This is a genomic window from Enterobacter sp. BWH52, from assembly GCF_001037565.1.
GTDB classification, from domain to species: Bacteria; Pseudomonadota; Gammaproteobacteria; order Enterobacterales; family Enterobacteriaceae; genus Enterobacter; species Enterobacter hormaechei_C.
The window spans coordinates 3,999,004-4,014,826 of the sequence record NZ_KQ089854.1; the positions used below are offsets into that span (position 1 = coordinate 3,999,004).

Genomic DNA, 15,823 nt, shown 5'->3' on the forward strand with positions numbered 1-15,823 from the left:
AACCTCATGAGAAGGCGAGGAAAGGAGAAACACAAAGCAGCAGCCCGGTAATTACGATAATTACCAGCGATACGCCTTTATATTTATGAAGTGCGGGCACTTTGTAGACCAGCCACGCCGGAATTAAGCAGCCCACCATCCCGAAAATAGGGCTACAGATGGAGGTGAAGCTCAGCACCGGCGCGTTTAATACAATCGCGCTCCAGGCCAGCAGGATGGCGAACAGCATAATTCCGCGCTGGACGGCATTTTCATTGATTTTTTCCGCCGGCATTTTGCGGCGCAGGATGTTCATCACGATGCCCTGCGTCGCCTCACGAAAGCCGAGATAGACGCCAAAGAACGCGGTCATCACGGCGAAAATGTTGAGGATCACGCTGACGATTTTGACCCAGCCCGCACCGTCACCGCTGATGAACTGTGCTGCGATTGCCAGGGCGGAAATATTCTGCTCGTAGGCTTTTACCGCCTCGTCGTGCCCCATCGCCAGCGTGAAGGAGACCGCGTAGAAAAAGACCGTCACAAACAGCACGCCAAAGGCGATATTCATTGCCCGCAGCGCTTTATGACGCGCCACCTCTACGGATTTTTCCCGTGAACGATAGGAAATCACCATCGGGCTTAAAGTCTGAATAAACAGAATGGAGGTTAAGGTGAAAGGCAGCGTAATAATGGCGTTTTTAATCAGCAGCCCCATCGGCGGCAGCATACCGACGTTGGCTAAATGCCAGAGGCCAATCATCGAAAGACCCAGCGCCGCCACTACAAATAATTTGGTCAGCACCATCAGGCTGGAGACTTTAAACAGCAGTTTTTCACCGCGCGACGAGATAGCGACCAGAATGCAGATCAGGAATAAGCCGTAGAACGGATTTTCCGACAGCAAACCGTCGGTTACGCCGAAGGTGTGCAAATAGGAGGCGCTGTCGTTGGTGATAGCCGTGGAATAGACAAACATCCAGATCACCAGCATCACGAAATAAAGCGCACCCAATAAGATGCCCCAGTTTTTACCTAAATAACCGCTAATGACGCTCGGGTAATCTTTGCATTCCGGTGATTCCGCCAGCGTATTAATAAACAGGCGCTGGAACAGGTACATAGCCGGATAACCAATTATCGACGAGAGTAAAAACACCCACAGCCCCATTAACCCGACCTGCACCGGAAGAAAAACGATGCCCGCGCCGATAGCCATCCCGATACTCATGATGACCCAGCCCGTATCGGTGCTGTCAAATTTGATCGCCTCTCGCCATTCGCTTTCGCTCATTCCCGCCCGCCTTGCCGCAGGGGAATCACTCACAATCACACTGCTGTTTGTTGCCATATTCATTGGGCACTCGCTTATTTTGTAGGGTAACTGGTTGTTTTTATAAGGTTCCGATCGCCAGCGATTGCGAGTCAGAGGGTGCAGGTGTGAGTTATTGATATGGGGAGATCATATCCGGAGAGCGGGAGAAAAAAGTCACAAGTTTTATAGGGATTTCATAAGGCGCGAGGAAAATATTACTTCTGAACAGCAGAAAAGAGAGTGAGTTTTCTAAAATCGACCGAGTTCACAAAATTAAAAGCCTCCTCATTAGAGGAGGCTTAAGATGGAGCCTGCATTACATCGCCTGCGTAAACGTCCTCGAAATCACATCCTGCTGCTGCTCGCGCGTCAGAGCATTAAACCGCACCGCATAGCCTGAAACGCGGATCGTCAGGTTCGGATAGTTCTCCGGATGGGCGATGGCATCCAGCAGCATCTCCCTGTTCATCACGTTGACGTTCAGGTGCTGACCGCCCTCAATGGTCGCTTCGTGGTGGAAGTATCCGTCCAGCAGCCCGACAAGGTTGGTTTTGCGCACCGGCTCGTCCTTGCCCAGTGCCTGCGGCACGATGGAGAAGGTGTAGGAAATCCCGTCTTTGGCATAGGTGAACGGCAGCTTGGCGACCGAGGTTAACGACGCCACCGCCCCTTTTCTGTCGCGCCCGTGCATCGGGTTGGCGCCAGGCGCAAACGGCGTGCCGCCGCGTCGTCCGTCCGGCGTGTTCCCGGTCTTCTGGCCGTAAACCACGTTGGAGGTGATGGTCAGGATCGACTGCGTCGGTACCGCGTTGCGGTACGTCGGCAGCGCCTGGATTTTCTTCATAAAGCGCTCAACCAGATCGCAGGCGATACTGTCCACACGATCGTCGTTGTTGCCGTACTGCGGATAGTCGCCTTCGATGATGAAATCGACCGCCAGACCAGTGTGGTCGCGTACCGGTTTTACCGTGGCGTATTTGATGGCCGACAGGGAATCCGCCGCCACCGACAGCCCGGCAATGCCGCAGGCCATGGTGCGGTAGACGTCCCGGTCGTGCAGCGCCATCAGCGAGGCTTCGTAGCTGTATTTATCATGCATATAGTGAATGAGATTCAGCGCGCTGATGTACTGTACCGCCAGCCAGTCCATGAAGTGATCGAGGCTCGCCATTACGGTGTCGTAATCCAGTACCTCATCCAGCAGCGGCTCGGTTTTCGGACCGACCTGGATCTTCAGCTTCTCATCCACCCCGCCGTTGATTGCGTACAGCAGCGTTTTCGCAAGGTTGGCGCGTGCGCCGAAGAACTGCATCTGCTTGCCGATCACCATCGGGCTGACGCAGCAGGCAATGGCGTAGTCGTCGCTGTTGAAGTCGGTGCGCATCAGATCGTCGTTCTCGTATTGCAGCGAGGAGGTGACGATCGACACCTGTGCGGCGTATTTCTTGAACGCGATCGGCAGTTTTTCGGACCAGAGGATCGTCAGGTTTGGCTCCGGCGCAGGCCCCATGGTGTGCAGGGTATGCAGGTAGCGGAAGCTGTTTTTAGTCACCAGCGTGCGCCCGTCCAGCCCCATGCCGCCAATCACTTCCGTGGCCCAGATCGGATCGCCGGAGAAGAGCGTGTCGAACTCCGGCGTGCGCAGGAAGCGCACCATGCGGATCTTCATGATGAAGTGGTCGATCAGCTCCTGGGCCTGCACCTCATTCAGCCTTCCTGCCTGCATGTCGCGTTCAATGTAGATATCGAGGAACGAGGCCGTGCGCCCCAGCGACATCGCCCCGCCGTTCTGGGATTTCACTGCGGCAAGGTAGGCAAAGTAGACCCACTGCACCGCTTCCTGCGCATTCATCGCCGGACGTGAAATATCAAAGCCATAGTTCGTCGCCATCTGCTGGATCTGCAGCAGCGCACGTTTATGCTCCGCCAGCTCCTCGCGCAGGCGGATCGTGGCCTCCAGTTCTTCTCCGCGCTCCAGTTTCCCCTGGAGATCGGCGAACTGAAGTTCACGCTCGCGCACCAGATAGCTGATGCCGTACAGCGCCACGCGGCGGTAGTCGCCGATGATGCGTCCGCGCCCGTAGCCGTCCGGCAGACCGGTCAGTACCCCCGATTTGCGGCAGCGCATCATCTCCGGGGAGTAAACGTCAAACACGCCCTGGTTGTGGGTTTTGCGCAGGTCTGTGAAGAGATATTCAAACTGCGGATCCATCTCGCGACCGTAGGCTTCGAACGAGCTGCGGATCATGTTGATCCCGCCGTACGGATGCAGGGCGCGCTTGAGCGGCTTGTCGGTTTGCAGGCCGACGATCGTCTCCAGCTCCTGATCAATATAGCCCGGCCCGTGCGCGGTAATGGTAGTGGCGATGTTGGTGTCGAAATCCACCGGAGCGTGGGTGGCATTCTCCTGACGAATGCCGACCATCACCTTCTGCCACAGCGCCGTCGTTGCTGGCGTCGCCTGCGCGAGGAAAGCTTCATCGCCTTCATAAGGGGTGTAGTTATGCTGAATAAAATCGCGCACGTTGATGGCGTTTTTCCATTCTTCACCACGAAACCCGGCCCATGCGTCGCTGTAGGGCGCGACGCCCGTATCGATTGTTACTTTCATCAGATTCTCGCTTTATCAGGCGTAAGCCGCAGCCGGAGTAACCTTCCCAAGACGGAGGGCGTCCAGCGCGATCATTTTTTCTTCATTGGTAGGGATCACCGCGCAGGCCGCGCGGGACGACTCGGTGGAGATCACGCGCTCGCCCGCGCTGCCCGGCAGGGCATTTTTGGACTCGTCGAGGATGATGCCAAACACCTTCAGATGCTCCGCCACCAGCGCGCGGATAAGCACGGAGTTCTCACCGATCCCGCCGGTAAACACCACGCCATCCAGACGGTGCAGGGACGCGGCATGACCGGCGATATGCCGCGCAATCCGGTGGACAAAGGTCTTTATTGCCAGCCGCGCCCGCTCGTTGCCGTCATGCCAGGCTTTCTCCAGCGCGCGCAAATCGGAGGAGATACCGGAGATCCCCAGCAGCCCGGACTCTTTGTTGACCACGCGCTCCAGATCCTCGAACGACTGGCCGGTCTGCCGGGCAATCCACGCCATCGCGCCAAAATCCACGTCTCCGCAGCGCGTGCCCATCACCAGTCCTTCAAGCGGCGTCATCCCCATGGACGTGTCCACGCTTACGCCGTTACGCACCGCGCAGATGGACGCCCCGTTGCCGAGATGGGCAATCACCAGGCCGCTGTCATCGGGAGAGAGCCCGAAAAGCGCGTGCGCCTGCGCCGACACATAGCGGTGAGAGGTGCCATGGAAACCGTAGCGGCGCACGCCCAGCTCTTCAAAATAGCGGTACGGCAAGCCGTACAGATACGCCTGCGGCGGCATGGTCTGGTGGAAGCTGGTATCAAATACCGCCACCTGCTGCACGCCGGGGAACAGGCGCTCGGCGGCTTCCACGCCGCTCAGGTTGGCGTAGTTATGCAGCGGCGCCAGCGGGGAGACCTGGCGGATCTGCGCCATCACCTCTTCCGTGATCAGGGTCGACTCGCTGAAGAGGTCACCGCCGTGGGCAATGCGATGGCCAATCAAAGCCACGCTGCCCATCAGGTTGCGTTTCTCCAGCTCCAGGGCAATGGCGGCCAGCGCCCCTTCGTAGTCCTGGTGAGCCAGTCTGACCGGCTCACCCCCATTCACGGAAATAAAGGCTTTTTCTGTGTTGATGCCGTCCGCAATGCCCGTCATCAGGGCATCGCAGCCTGCGGCGTCCAGCACCGAGAACTTAACAGAGGACGATCCGCAGTTAATGACCAGTACTACCGGAAACTCAATCATGGTATGGCTCCGCTCTTCCTGAGCTTTGGTTTAAAACAGTTTGTACACGATGTTCAGAATGGTCAGCAGTCCGACCACGGTTACGAAGATGTTCTCGGTCCGGCCTTTGTATTTCGCCAGCGCCGGTGCCTTGCGGATGGCGTACATCGGCAGCAGGCACAGCAGAGAGGCGATAATTGGCGCGCCCATGGCTTCAATGAGGTCCAGAATGTTCGGGTTGGCGTAGGCCACAATCCAGGTGGAGCCCATGATGAAGACCATGCTGATGGTGTTCAGCTTGCCGACGGAGACGTTCTTCTTGTCGCCCTTGTAGCCGAACTTGATGATCAGGCCGTTCAGCCCCTCCAGCGTGCCCAGATAGTGGCCGAAGAAGGATTTAAAGATAGCGACCAGCGCGATGATGGACGCGCCGTACTCCAGCACGGTGGCGAACGTGGATTTACTGCCTGACATCGACGCAAAGTGGTTCGCCAGGTAAGAGAGCACCGGAATGTTCTGCGCTTTGGCGTCCGCCATGTTCTGCGGAGAGAGTGTAAACAGGCAGCTAAAGGCGAAGAACATCACCACCGCCACCATCAGCAGGCTGGCGCGACCGATGATTTTGGAACATTTCTGCTCGGTAAACTCTTTCCCGAACTCCGGTTCGTACTCTTCGCGCTTGGAGACCACAAACGAGGAGACGATAGGCGAGAAGTTGAAGGAGAAGACCATGATGGAGATCCCCAGCCACACCGTGACCAGAATGCCGTCATGACCGGTGAAGGCGATATCGCTCAGGTTAACCTGGTCGATCACCGCCGAGTTCCAGTACGGGATCAGCGAGAGAGAAATCAACACCAGGCTGGCGATGAACGGGAACACCAGGTAGCTCATCACTTTCACCATCAGGTCTTTACCGAACCAGATAACAAAGGCCATCAGCAGCAGCAGGAACAGCGCCACCACGCCGCGGTTCAGGGCAGGCATCTGGAGCTGATTTTCCCAGAAGGTCATAAAGGTGTTGGTAATGGTGACGCCGTAAATCCACAGCAGCGGGCAAATGGCAAAGAAGTAGAGGAAGGTGATCACCACCCCGCCGGTCTTACCAAAATGCTCCTCCACCGTTTCGGTGATGTTGCCGGAGACGTTACTGCCGGACAAACACAGACGCGCCAGCGCGCGGTGGCAGTAAAAGGCAATCGGGAACGCGAGTACCAGCATCAGCAGGATGGGGATCAAGCCGCCAAAGCCTGCACGGATAGGGAAGAACAGCACGCCTGCGCCAATGGCGGTACCAAACAGGCCGAGCGTCCAGGTGGTATCAGATTTACGCCAGGAGGACGTTTTTGTCTGGCCAACGATAATGCTTTCTGTGTTGCTCATAAGTCATCCTTTATGCGTCAACGAAGCCGGTAATTTGGGAAACACGGGAGAGATCAATATTGCCGCCGGAAATAATGCAGACGGTTTTACGGCCCTGGATATAGTGGTCCAGCTTGCCGCTTAATAACGCCGCGCACGCCAGTGCGCCAGCACCTTCCGTGACCACTTTATTTCGCTGAATAAGCGCGATCATGCTGTTGCGAATCTCGTCTTCGCTGACCAGCACAATGTCATCGACTAATTCACGAACAATTTCGAAGGTTAAATTACCCGGGCGAGACACATCGCAACCGTCTGCTAATGTGCCGGTAATGCGGTGGTTCATTATTTCACCGGCCTGATACGATGCCGCCATTCCGTGCACGTTTTCAGACTGCACGCCGATAATATTGATAGTTGGGTTGATGGATTTAATTGCTGTCGCAATACCGGCAATTAAACCGCCGCCGCCGATGGGGACAATCACGTTATCCACGTCATATAAATCTTCGAGGATCTCCAGGCCGATGGTGCCCTGACCGGCGATCACTTTCGGATCGTCGTAAGGCGGGATAAAAATGCGCCCTTCCATCTCGACTATTTCGCTCACTTTGGCGATGGTGTCGTTAAAGTTCTCGCCGTGTAGCACCACTTCGGCAGAGTAGTCGCGCGTGGCGGCAACCTTGGATTTCGGCGCGCCCATCGGCATCACTACTTTGCCGTCGATGCCGAGCATGGCGCAGGAGAGAGAGACCCCCTGCGCGTGGTTCCCTGCGGAACAGGCCACCACGCCCTTGCGTTTTTCCGCATCGGTCAGCGAGCTTAATTTATTAAACGCCCCACGTATTTTAAACGAACCGGTACGCTGCATATTTTCAAATTTCAGGAATATCTCACCCTTACACCGTTCGCTCAGATAATTTGAGCGCGGCATACCGGTTTTATAGATCTTTCCCGCCAGTCTTTTTCTGGCGTCCTGAATATCTTCAATGGTCACCGGGAGATCGTAAGTAATGTGCATAATATCCTCGTTATAATAATTCATTGTTTTCAGGCAAAGTCAGGGTAACAGAGCGTTAAAAAGCGTCGCTCCGGGTGTTTTAAATCATCATTATTTCTATCGTCGTTTTTCGGTATTCATCGACGAATATTGTTTTGCCAGTTCCACTAATACTGACGCCGATTTTTTAATACTGTAATTTTTTGACCACACGGCGGCATAACGCGCCACGGGTAATTCATCTTCCACCGGCAGGACAATGAACTGGTCCGAGCCGAATGGCGCAATCATGTCACGGGGGATCACCGTCAGGTAATCGGCATTGAGGACAAGGTTATAGATGGTGACGACGGAATCGGTCTGGACGATGTTTTCAATGCTGATGTGGTTGTCTTGCAGGGTGGTCAGAAGTTCGTTGTAGTAGCCCATATCGGTTTGCGGCATCACCCACTGCTCGTGCGTGAGCGATGCCAGTCTGGTCGGGCCGGTGCACGTTCGTGATTTACTCGCCACCAGCACAAACTCGGATTCAAACAGTGGCTCAACGTGAAGATCCTGAAGCTGCATCCCGTCGCTCAGCGTACCGATGGCGAAATCCAGCCGGCCATCGCGAATGGCGGGCAGGAATGAAGAGAGCTGCGCTTCATACATTGAGACGCGTGCCTTCGGGAACACTTCCTTGAATTTTTTGATCATCCCGGACAGGAAGGTGAAGCCAATCAGCGACGGATAGCCGAAGGAGACGTCCATGACGGTACTGAAACTGAGGCTGTTGATCTCGCTTACCATGTTTTTCATTTCGCGGGTGATCGACTCAGCGTAGGACAGCAGCACCTGACCGGCAGCAGTGAGTTTTACGCCGGTGTTTTTACGCACCATCACTTCCACCCCAAAGTAAGATTCGATGTCGCTGATGATTTTGCTGACGGCAGGTTGCGTCAGCCCCAGTTGTCTTGCAGCAGAACCTATGGAGCCACTTTTGATGACTTCCTGAAATACCACGAGGTGCTGAGTTTTCGGTAGAATAATAGTATTCATAATATTCTGCGCTTATTTCCCTATGACGCAGCGGATTCTACCCAATATTGTTTCAGGGGGTATGTGCTGTTACTCACAATTTGCCAGGACGCTCTGTTTTCAGTCGCACCAGAAAACTATTTATATCTTTATAAATCAAAGATTTATCACAATAAAAATACGCATTTACGCTGACATTGATCAATAAAAAACGCGGTAATAAATTTATTTTATGGCAATAACCAGCGTGAATTTTTTTGCCTTAAAAATATTAATAAAGGCTATCTTTCAGGCAATTAAAGATTAATAAAACACCATTATTCCTTTAAAACATTTTTGTGGTTTATCAACTTTACCAGGAGTATTTATTCACTTTCCGGTTAAAGAGTGGGATATATCACACATTCACCAGAAGAATGTTTTTAGATTCAATATTAAATTATCAAATGAATAACATTCGGCATCACTGACTAAACATTTACAACATCTGCTCAACACTAAATTTTTCTAATTTTATAGCGTTAAATTTTGTGATTACGATCATGCGCAGCAGATGAGAGGAACACGCAGCCGAACAAATAGTGAAACGTGCTTAGCGTCGCAAAATTGAGAATTGATGTCGTTTGGCGCTTCGCTTACCCGACCTGCAACCTTCAGAAAGCAAAAACCCCGCCGAAGCGGGGTTTCGTAAGAAGTTGAAGCTGACCGATAAGCCGGGTTCTGTCGTGGACAGTCATTCATCTAGGCCAGCAATCGCTCACTGGCTCAAGCAGCCTACCCGGGTTCAGTACGGGCCGTACCATGTGAACCCCTATTTGGCCTTGCTCCGGGTGGAGTTTACCGTGCCACGGACTGTTACCAGCCGCGCGGTGCGCTCTTACCGCACCCTTTCACCCTTACCTGATCCCGCTTGCGCGGGCCATCGGCGGTTTGCTCTCTGTTGCACTGGTCGTGGGTTTCCCCCCCAGGCGTTACCTGGCACCCTGCCCTGTGGAGCCCGGACTTTCCTCCCCTCCGCCCGTCTCCCCCGAAAGGGACGACGACGAAGCGGCGACTGTCTGGTCAGCTTCGGCGCGCAGTATAGAGGGTTTGCGCGTCGCTGTCACCCCTGGCTACGCATGCCTACCTGCAATGTGGCCGCGATATTCCGCGAGGCGCGGTAAATGTTGTCATACGCGCCCTGGAACGCCTCTTCCAGTGAGCCGATGCGGGTCAGTACGCTGAACACCGCATCGATGCCGTACTGATGCACCACACCCACATCCTGCGTCAGACTTCCGGCAATCCCTATCACTGGCTTATGGTATTTTTTGGCGACGCTCGCCACGCCGACGGGCACTTTGCCATTTATGCTCTGGCTGTCGATGCGCCCTTCCCCCGTCAGCACCCACGTGCAGTCGTGAATATGTTCTTCAAGATTGAGCGCCTGAGTGACAATCTCAATGCCGCTTTTCAGCTCTGCGCCCAGGAAGGCCATCAGCGCCACGCCCATGCCGCCCGCCGCTCCTGCCCCCGGAACCCGGTTGACGTCAATGCGCAGCGTTTTTTTGATCACTTCGGCATAGTGGCTAAGACTGGCGTCGAGTTCGAGGATCATCTCCTCCGTGGCGCCTTTTTGCGGTCCAAAGATACGCGACGCGCCGCTTTCACCGACCAGCGGATTCGTCACGTCACAGGCGACACGGATTGCGCACCCCTGAAGACGCGGATCGAGATCCGAAATATCAATCCGGTTAAGCGCCATCAGGCTGCCGCCGCCGTAGCCGATCTCCGTCCCGTTCGCATCCGTAAACTTCGCGCCCAGCGCCTGCATCATGCCTGCGCCCCCATCGTTGGTTGCGCTCCCGCCGATACCGATAATGATGTTGCGCGCGCCTTTATCCAGCGCGCGGAGGATCAGCTCCCCCGTCCCGCGCGACGTCGTGACCAGCGGGTTACGCTGCGCGGGAGGAACAAGCACCAGGCCGCTGGCGGCGGCCATCTCGATAAACGCGGTGGTACCGTCGCCCGAGATCCCCCAGCTGGCCTTCACCTTTTCCCCTAACGGGCCGGTGACGACAGCCTGCTGCCAGGTGCCCTGCGTCGCAGCGATCATCGCTTCAACCGTACCTTCTCCGCCGTCAGCAACGGGAACAGACACGTAATGAGCATCGGGGAAAATTTCCCGAAATCCTTTTTCTATCGCCTGCGCCACCTCAGTGGCAGACAGGCTTTCTTTATAAGAGTCTGGCGCGATTACGATTTTCATAGTTGTATGCCTGAGCCGTAGGCCCGGTAAGCGTAACGCCACCGGGCAGGACGTCATTAGCGAGCAATTTCAACCTTCGCCAGCTTTTCGTAATAGCACGCTAACGCGCTGTGATCGGCGGTGCCCAGACCATCCGCACGCAGCGCCTGCATCATCTCCATGACGGCGGCAGTCAGCGGCAGCTGCGCCCCCACGCCGTGGGAGGTATCCAGCGCATTCGCCAGATCCTTAATGTGCAGATCGATGCGGAAGCCCGGCCTGAAGTTACGATCCATCACCATCGGCGCCTTGGCATCCAGCACGGTGCTGCCCGCCAGACCACCGCGAATGGCCTGATAGACCAGATCCGGATTAACGCCCGCTTTGGTGGCCAGCGTTAGCGCCTCCGACATAGCCGCGATGTTCAACGCCACAATCACCTGGTTTGCCAGCTTGGTGACGTTGCCTGCGCCAATTTCACCGGTGTGCACCACGGAGCCAGCCATGGCTTTCATCAGGTCGTAGTATTTGTCGAACACGGCTTTATCGCCCCCTACCATCACCGACAGGGTGCCGTCGATGGCTTTCGGTTCGCCGCCGCTGACTGGCGCATCCAGCATCTCCACACCCTTCGCTTTCAGCGCCTCGCTGATTTCGCGGCTTGCCAGCGGTGCGATAGAACTCATGTCGATCACCACCAGACCCGGCTTCGCGCCATCGATAATGCCGTTCTCACCCAGCGCCACCTCTTTCACGTGCGGGGAGTTTGGCAGCATGGTGATAATCACGTCGCACTGCTCAGCAATTGCTTTTGCGGTTGTCGCCGTTTCTGCGCCAGCCGCAATCACCTCTGCCACCGCGTCTGAATTACGATCTAAAACCACCAGTGAGTAACCTGCTTTGATGAGGTTTTTGCTCATTGGTTTGCCCATGATACCCAGGCCAATAAAACCCACTTTCAGCGTCATAATCTGTTTCCTCAATGATGGTTATTTTTTAAAAGCGTCCGCTAATTTCTGCGTGGCGGCGCGGAATACGCCGAGATCGCTGCCGACGGCGACAAACGTTGCGCCCCATTCCAGGTAACGGCGGGCATCGGCTTCCACTGGCGCCAGAATGCCGCACGGTTTACCGTGCGCTTTGGCACGGGCAAAAATGTGCTGAATTGCGCGCTGCACATCCGGATGGCTGGCGTTACCCAGATGACCAAAGGCGGCCGCCAGATCGCTCGGGCCGACGAAAATGCCGTCGACGCCCTCCGTCGCGGCAATAGCGTCGACGTTATCGACCCCCTGCTGGCTCTCGATCTGAACCAGAATGGTGATGTTCTTGTTGGACTGGGAGAAATAGTCCGGCACGGTGCCAAACATGTTGGCGCGGTGCGAGACGGACACGCCGCGGATCCCTTCCGGTGGATAGCGGGTCGCCGCCACGGCCAGCACCGCTTCTTCTTCCGTTTCAACAAACGGGATCAGAAAGTTGTAGAAGCCGATATCCAGCAGACGCTTGATGATCACCGGCTCGTTGGTGGGCACACGCACCACCGGCGCGCTGTGGCTGCCTTTCAGCGCCATCAGCTGCGGAATAAACGTGTTGATATCGTTTGGCGCATGTTCGCCGTCCAGCACCAGCCAGTCGAACCCGGCCAGGCCCAGCACTTCGGTGCTGATGGGGTTGGCCAGCGCAGACCAGCAGCCAATCTGAATCTGGTGCGCCGCGAGGGCCGCTTTAAATTTATTCGGGAAGATGTCGTTACTCATTACTTATACCTTTTTTAATTCCGCAGTTTTAGCCAGTAACTTTTCTTATTTATTCCGACTCAGCGTCAGCGTTATATTTATTTTCCTGACTGAATTTTGGCGTTATAAAATCGTCATTCAGTATAATCGTCACCACCCGGCAGCACATTGTCTCAATGCTCAATTATCCAGCGGGAGTAACACGCTATTTTGAGCATTTGCCCAATGCAGTGGGCGCTGATGCACAAAATCAACGATTAGTGTTTCGGGAGTGATCGCGATCACATTCTCACTTTTCCTCTCCTGACATTCTTTATTTCCTCAATAAGAAACGATTAACCATCTGGCTATATTTAGTATCAGATATTTTGCTGGAGAAGAGTGAACAATGGCCGATATTGAAATTCGACAGGCGTCGCCGACGGCGTTCTATATAAAAGTGCACGATACTGATAACGTGGCGATTATTGTCAACGACAATGGCTTAAAAGCTGGCACCCGCTTTCCGGATGGCCTGGAGCTGATTGAGCACATTCCGCAGGGGCATAAAGTCGCACTGGTCGATATCCCGGCTCACGGTGAAATCGTGCGCTACGGCGAAGTCATCGGCTATGCGGTGCGCGCTATCCCGCAGGGTAGCTGGATTGAGGAGTCGCTGGTTGAGCTGCCCACCGCCCCGCCGCTGGAGACGTTGCCGCTGGCTACCCGCGTCCCTGAGCCGTTGCCTCCGCTGGAGGGTTATACCTTCGAAGGTTACCGCAATGCGGATGGCAGCGTGGGAACCAAAAACCTGCTTGGCATCACCACCAGCGTGCATTGCGTGGCGGGCGTAGTGGATTACGTTGTGAGAATTATTGAGCGCGATCTGTTGCCGAAATACCCCAACGTTGACGGCGTGGTGGGTCTTAACCACCTGTACGGCTGCGGCGTGGCGATCAACGCGCCGGCAGCGGTCGTGCCGATCCGCACGATTCACAATATCGCCCTTAACCCAAACTTTGGCGGTGAGGTCATGGTGATTGGTCTCGGCTGTGAAAAATTGCAGCCAGAACGCCTGTTGCAGGGTACTGAGGATGTGAAAGCCATTCCGGTTGACGATGCCAGTGTTGTGCGTCTTCAGGATGAACACCATGTCGGCTTCAGATCGATGGTCGACGACATTTTACAGGTGGCAGAGCGCCATCTGGAGAAGTTGAACAAACGCCAGCGTGAAACCTGCCCGGCCTCTGAACTGGTCGTTGGGACACAGTGTGGCGGCAGCGATGCGTTTTCCGGCGTCACCGCTAACCCGGCGGTAGGTTATGCCTCCGATCTGTTCGTGCGCTGCGGCGCCACGGTGATGTTCTCCGAAGTCACCGAAGTACGTGATGCTATCCACCTGCTCACGCCGCGCGCCGTCAACGAAGAGGTGGGCAAACGCCTGCTGGAGGAAATGGCCTGGTACGATAACTATCTCGACATGGGCAAAACTGACCGCAGCGCCAACCCGTCTCCGGGTAACAAGAAAGGCGGCCTCGCGAACGTGGTGGAAAAGGCCCTCGGGTCGATTGCCAAATCCGGCCAGAGCGCGATTGTGGAAGTGCTCTCCCCTGGCCAGCGACCAACCAAACGCGGCCTGATTTACGCGGCAACGCCTGCCAGTGATTTCGTTTGCGGCACCCAGCAGGTGGCTTCCGGCATTACGGTACAGGTCTTTACCACCGGGCGCGGCACGCCGTACGGCCTGATGGCGGTACCGGTGATCAAAATGGCGACCCGCACCGAGCTGGCAAACCGCTGGTATGACTTAATGGATATCAACGCGGGCACCATCGCCACCGGGGAAGAGAGTATTGAAGAGGTGGGCTGGAAGCTGTTCCACTTCATTCTGGATGTGGCAAGCGGGCGGAAGAAAACCTTCTCCGATCAATGGGGATTGCATAACTCGCTGGCGGTGTTTAACCCGGCGCCGGTGACGTGATTGTCCCTCACCCTGCCCTCTCCCCACCGGGGAGAGGGTAAAAAACCGCACCGAGCAGTCCCCTCTCCCCTATGGGGCTGAGGGTTCCCCACAAAATAATGCCTGCACAGACGGCCCCCTCTCCCTTGAGGGAGAGGGCTGGGGTGAGGGGAAACATACGGCTCTGGTGGTCATTCCGTTCACTTTATGTTCCTTGCTACTCTGTCACGACATGACCGGTGAACGTGCCAGGGTGGCTCAATCGCCACCACCCTGGCGACCCGGGCTTCCGGCGGAAAATCGCCGCTTCGCGGTGCCTTCGGCTTATTCCTTCCGGCTTATCGGGGACGGGCGGAGGTAACATCCCTGTAAAGCCCGCCCTCTCGGCGCATCCCTGCGCCTCGCCCCGGCCTACAGGAAACGCCTCAGCGATTTACAGCCGGACCGAGGCATCGCTGAAAGCCCTCAGTTATTCTGAGGCAACGTTATAGTTTTTGCTTTCAAATTACTGGGGAACCCTCTCCCCTATGGGGAGAGGGTTAGGGTGAGGGGAAAAGCCTCTTTAGACCAGCACCACATCGATCCCGCTTTTGCGTAACCCTTCCAGGCTTTCCGCCGGAATGCCTTCATCAACAATAATCATGTCGATTCGCTGAGTATCAATGATTTTATGCAGGCTTGAACGGTTAAACTTGCTGGAGTCAGTGACAACGATAATACGCTCCGCCACCTCGCACATTTTGCGGTTCAGACGGGCTTCATCCTCGTTGTGCGTACTCACCCCCCGGTCGAGATCGATGGCATCGACGCCCAGGAACAGCAGGTCAAAATGGTAATTCTGTAAGGACTGCTCCGCCTGGTCGCCGTAGAAGGACTGTGATTGACGGCGCAAATGCCCGCCGGTCATAAGCAGCTCTACGCCTTCCGCTTCCAGTAGCGCGTTTGCCACGTTCATCCCGTTGGTCATGGCAATGACATCGGTGTGCTGGCGCAGCATGCGGGCAATTTCAAAGGTTGTGGTGCCGGAGTCCAGAATAATGCGGTGACCCGGCTTCACCAGTTCAACCGCCGCCTGCGCGATGCTGCGCTTCACTGCCGTATTAAGGGAACTTTTGTCCTCAACGGATGGCTCCACGCCGGGGGCATTGCCTTCGCAAATCAGCGCGCCGCCGTAAGCGCGAACGGCAATCCCCTGCTTTTCCAGAAAGGCCAGATCATTACGGATCGTCACCGTCGACACGCCGAATAAAAGAGAAAGATCGTTAACCTGCACGCTTCCCTGCGCCCGCAACCGCTGAATGATCTGCTCTCGCCTTTCACTGGTGCCGGTGATGCGCTTCTCTGCGGATGAATCGGTGCTGCTCATACGAGCTCCTTAGTAAATAAACTTTCGTTTCATTTCGTTTTTCTTATTAACGCCTTTCTTTTGAG

General features: G+C 55.5%; 11 protein-coding genes and 1 other RNA gene. 1 reads left to right on the forward strand and 11 read right to left on the reverse strand.

Annotated features, from left to right (window positions below):
- Positions 1 to 4: 4 nt before the first annotated feature.
- From SK47_RS18855 to garL, 10 genes are all read right to left on the reverse strand, one after another.
- A complete protein-coding gene (locus tag SK47_RS18855) occupies positions 5 to 1,336 on the reverse strand; it encodes an SLC5/6 family protein (RefSeq protein ID WP_022649483.1) in 1,332 nt (443 codons plus the stop codon).
- 274 nt (positions 1,337 to 1,610) lie between these two features.
- The gene (pflB, locus tag SK47_RS18860; RefSeq protein WP_047055298.1) at positions 1,611 to 3,905 is read right to left on the reverse strand and encodes a formate C-acetyltransferase; all 2,295 of its coding nucleotides are present in this window, start codon (positions 3,903 to 3,905) and stop codon (positions 1,611 to 1,613) included.
- 15 nt (positions 3,906 to 3,920) lie between these two features.
- A complete protein-coding gene (gene tdcD, locus SK47_RS18865; RefSeq protein WP_003862665.1) occupies positions 3,921 to 5,129 on the reverse strand; it encodes a propionate kinase in 1,209 nt (402 codons plus the stop codon).
- Positions 5,130 to 5,159: 30 nt separating this feature from the next.
- Positions 5,160 to 6,491, reverse strand: a complete 1,332-nt coding sequence (gene tdcC, locus SK47_RS18870) for a threonine/serine transporter TdcC (protein WP_003862666.1) — start codon at positions 6,489 to 6,491, stop codon at positions 5,160 to 5,162.
- Positions 6,492 to 6,501: 10 nt separating this feature from the next.
- Complete coding sequence (tdcB, locus tag SK47_RS18875; RefSeq protein ID WP_048245108.1) at positions 6,502 to 7,491, reverse strand: bifunctional threonine ammonia-lyase/L-serine ammonia-lyase TdcB; 990 nt, start codon at positions 7,489 to 7,491, stop codon at positions 6,502 to 6,504.
- A 96-nt stretch (positions 7,492 to 7,587) separates the two neighbouring features.
- Positions 7,588 to 8,508 carry a transcriptional regulator TdcA gene (gene tdcA / locus SK47_RS18880; protein ID WP_003862670.1) on the reverse strand — a complete coding sequence of 307 codons (921 nt, stop codon included), beginning with the start codon at positions 8,506 to 8,508 and terminating at the stop codon, positions 7,588 to 7,590.
- Positions 8,509 to 9,180: 672 nt separating this feature from the next.
- Positions 9,181 to 9,557, reverse strand: an RNA gene (gene rnpB / locus SK47_RS22750) — RNase P RNA component class A.
- Between the two features lie 32 nt (positions 9,558 to 9,589).
- Complete coding sequence (gene garK / locus SK47_RS18885) at positions 9,590 to 10,735, reverse strand: glycerate 2-kinase (protein WP_048244932.1); 1,146 nt, start codon at positions 10,733 to 10,735, stop codon at positions 9,590 to 9,592.
- Positions 10,736 to 10,791: 56 nt separating this feature from the next.
- A complete protein-coding gene (gene garR, locus SK47_RS18890) occupies positions 10,792 to 11,682 on the reverse strand; it encodes a 2-hydroxy-3-oxopropionate reductase (protein ID WP_017382435.1) in 891 nt (296 codons plus the stop codon).
- Between the two features lie 21 nt (positions 11,683 to 11,703).
- A complete protein-coding gene (gene garL / locus SK47_RS18895; protein WP_045332928.1) occupies positions 11,704 to 12,474 on the reverse strand; it encodes a 2-dehydro-3-deoxyglucarate aldolase in 771 nt (256 codons plus the stop codon).
- Positions 12,475 to 12,841: 367 nt separating this feature from the next.
- Between garL and garD the strand changes: the two genes are divergently transcribed.
- Complete coding sequence (gene garD / locus SK47_RS18900) at positions 12,842 to 14,413, forward strand: galactarate dehydratase (RefSeq protein ID WP_048244933.1); 1,572 nt, start codon at positions 12,842 to 12,844, stop codon at positions 14,411 to 14,413.
- Between the two features lie 541 nt (positions 14,414 to 14,954).
- On the opposite strand, the gene SK47_RS18905 is transcribed toward garD, so the two are convergent.
- Positions 14,955 to 15,758 carry a DeoR family transcriptional regulator gene (locus SK47_RS18905; protein WP_003861724.1) on the reverse strand — a complete coding sequence of 268 codons (804 nt, stop codon included), beginning with the start codon at positions 15,756 to 15,758 and terminating at the stop codon, positions 14,955 to 14,957.
- Positions 15,759 to 15,823: the final 65 nt, after the last annotated feature.

Bases quoted from the DNA above. Each gene is read 5' to 3' on its own strand.
- SK47_RS18855 (WP_022649483.1), bottom strand. From the start codon at position 1,336: ATGAATATGGCAACAAACAGCAGTGTGATTGTGAGTGATTCCCCTGCG.
- pflB (WP_047055298.1), bottom strand. From the start codon at position 3,905: ATGAAAGTAACAATCGATACGGGCGTCGCGCCCTACAGCGACGCATGG.
- tdcD (WP_003862665.1), bottom strand. From the start codon at position 5,129: ATGATTGAGTTTCCGGTAGTACTGGTCATTAACTGCGGATCGTCCTCT.
- tdcC (WP_003862666.1), bottom strand. From the start codon at position 6,491: ATGAGCAACACAGAAAGCATTATCGTTGGCCAGACAAAAACGTCCTCC.
- tdcB (WP_048245108.1), bottom strand. From the start codon at position 7,491: ATGCACATTACTTACGATCTCCCGGTGACCATTGAAGATATTCAGGAC.
- tdcA (WP_003862670.1), bottom strand. From the start codon at position 8,508: ATGAATACTATTATTCTACCGAAAACTCAGCACCTCGTGGTATTTCAG.
- garK (WP_048244932.1), bottom strand. From the start codon at position 10,735: ATGAAAATCGTAATCGCGCCAGACTCTTATAAAGAAAGCCTGTCTGCC.
- garR (WP_017382435.1), bottom strand. From the start codon at position 11,682: ATGACGCTGAAAGTGGGTTTTATTGGCCTGGGTATCATGGGCAAACCA.
- garL (WP_045332928.1), bottom strand. From the start codon at position 12,474: ATGAGTAACGACATCTTCCCGAATAAATTTAAAGCGGCCCTCGCGGCG.
- garD (WP_048244933.1), top strand. From the start codon at position 12,842: ATGGCCGATATTGAAATTCGACAGGCGTCGCCGACGGCGTTCTATATA.
- SK47_RS18905 (WP_003861724.1), bottom strand. From the start codon at position 15,758: ATGAGCAGCACCGATTCATCCGCAGAGAAGCGCATCACCGGCACCAGT.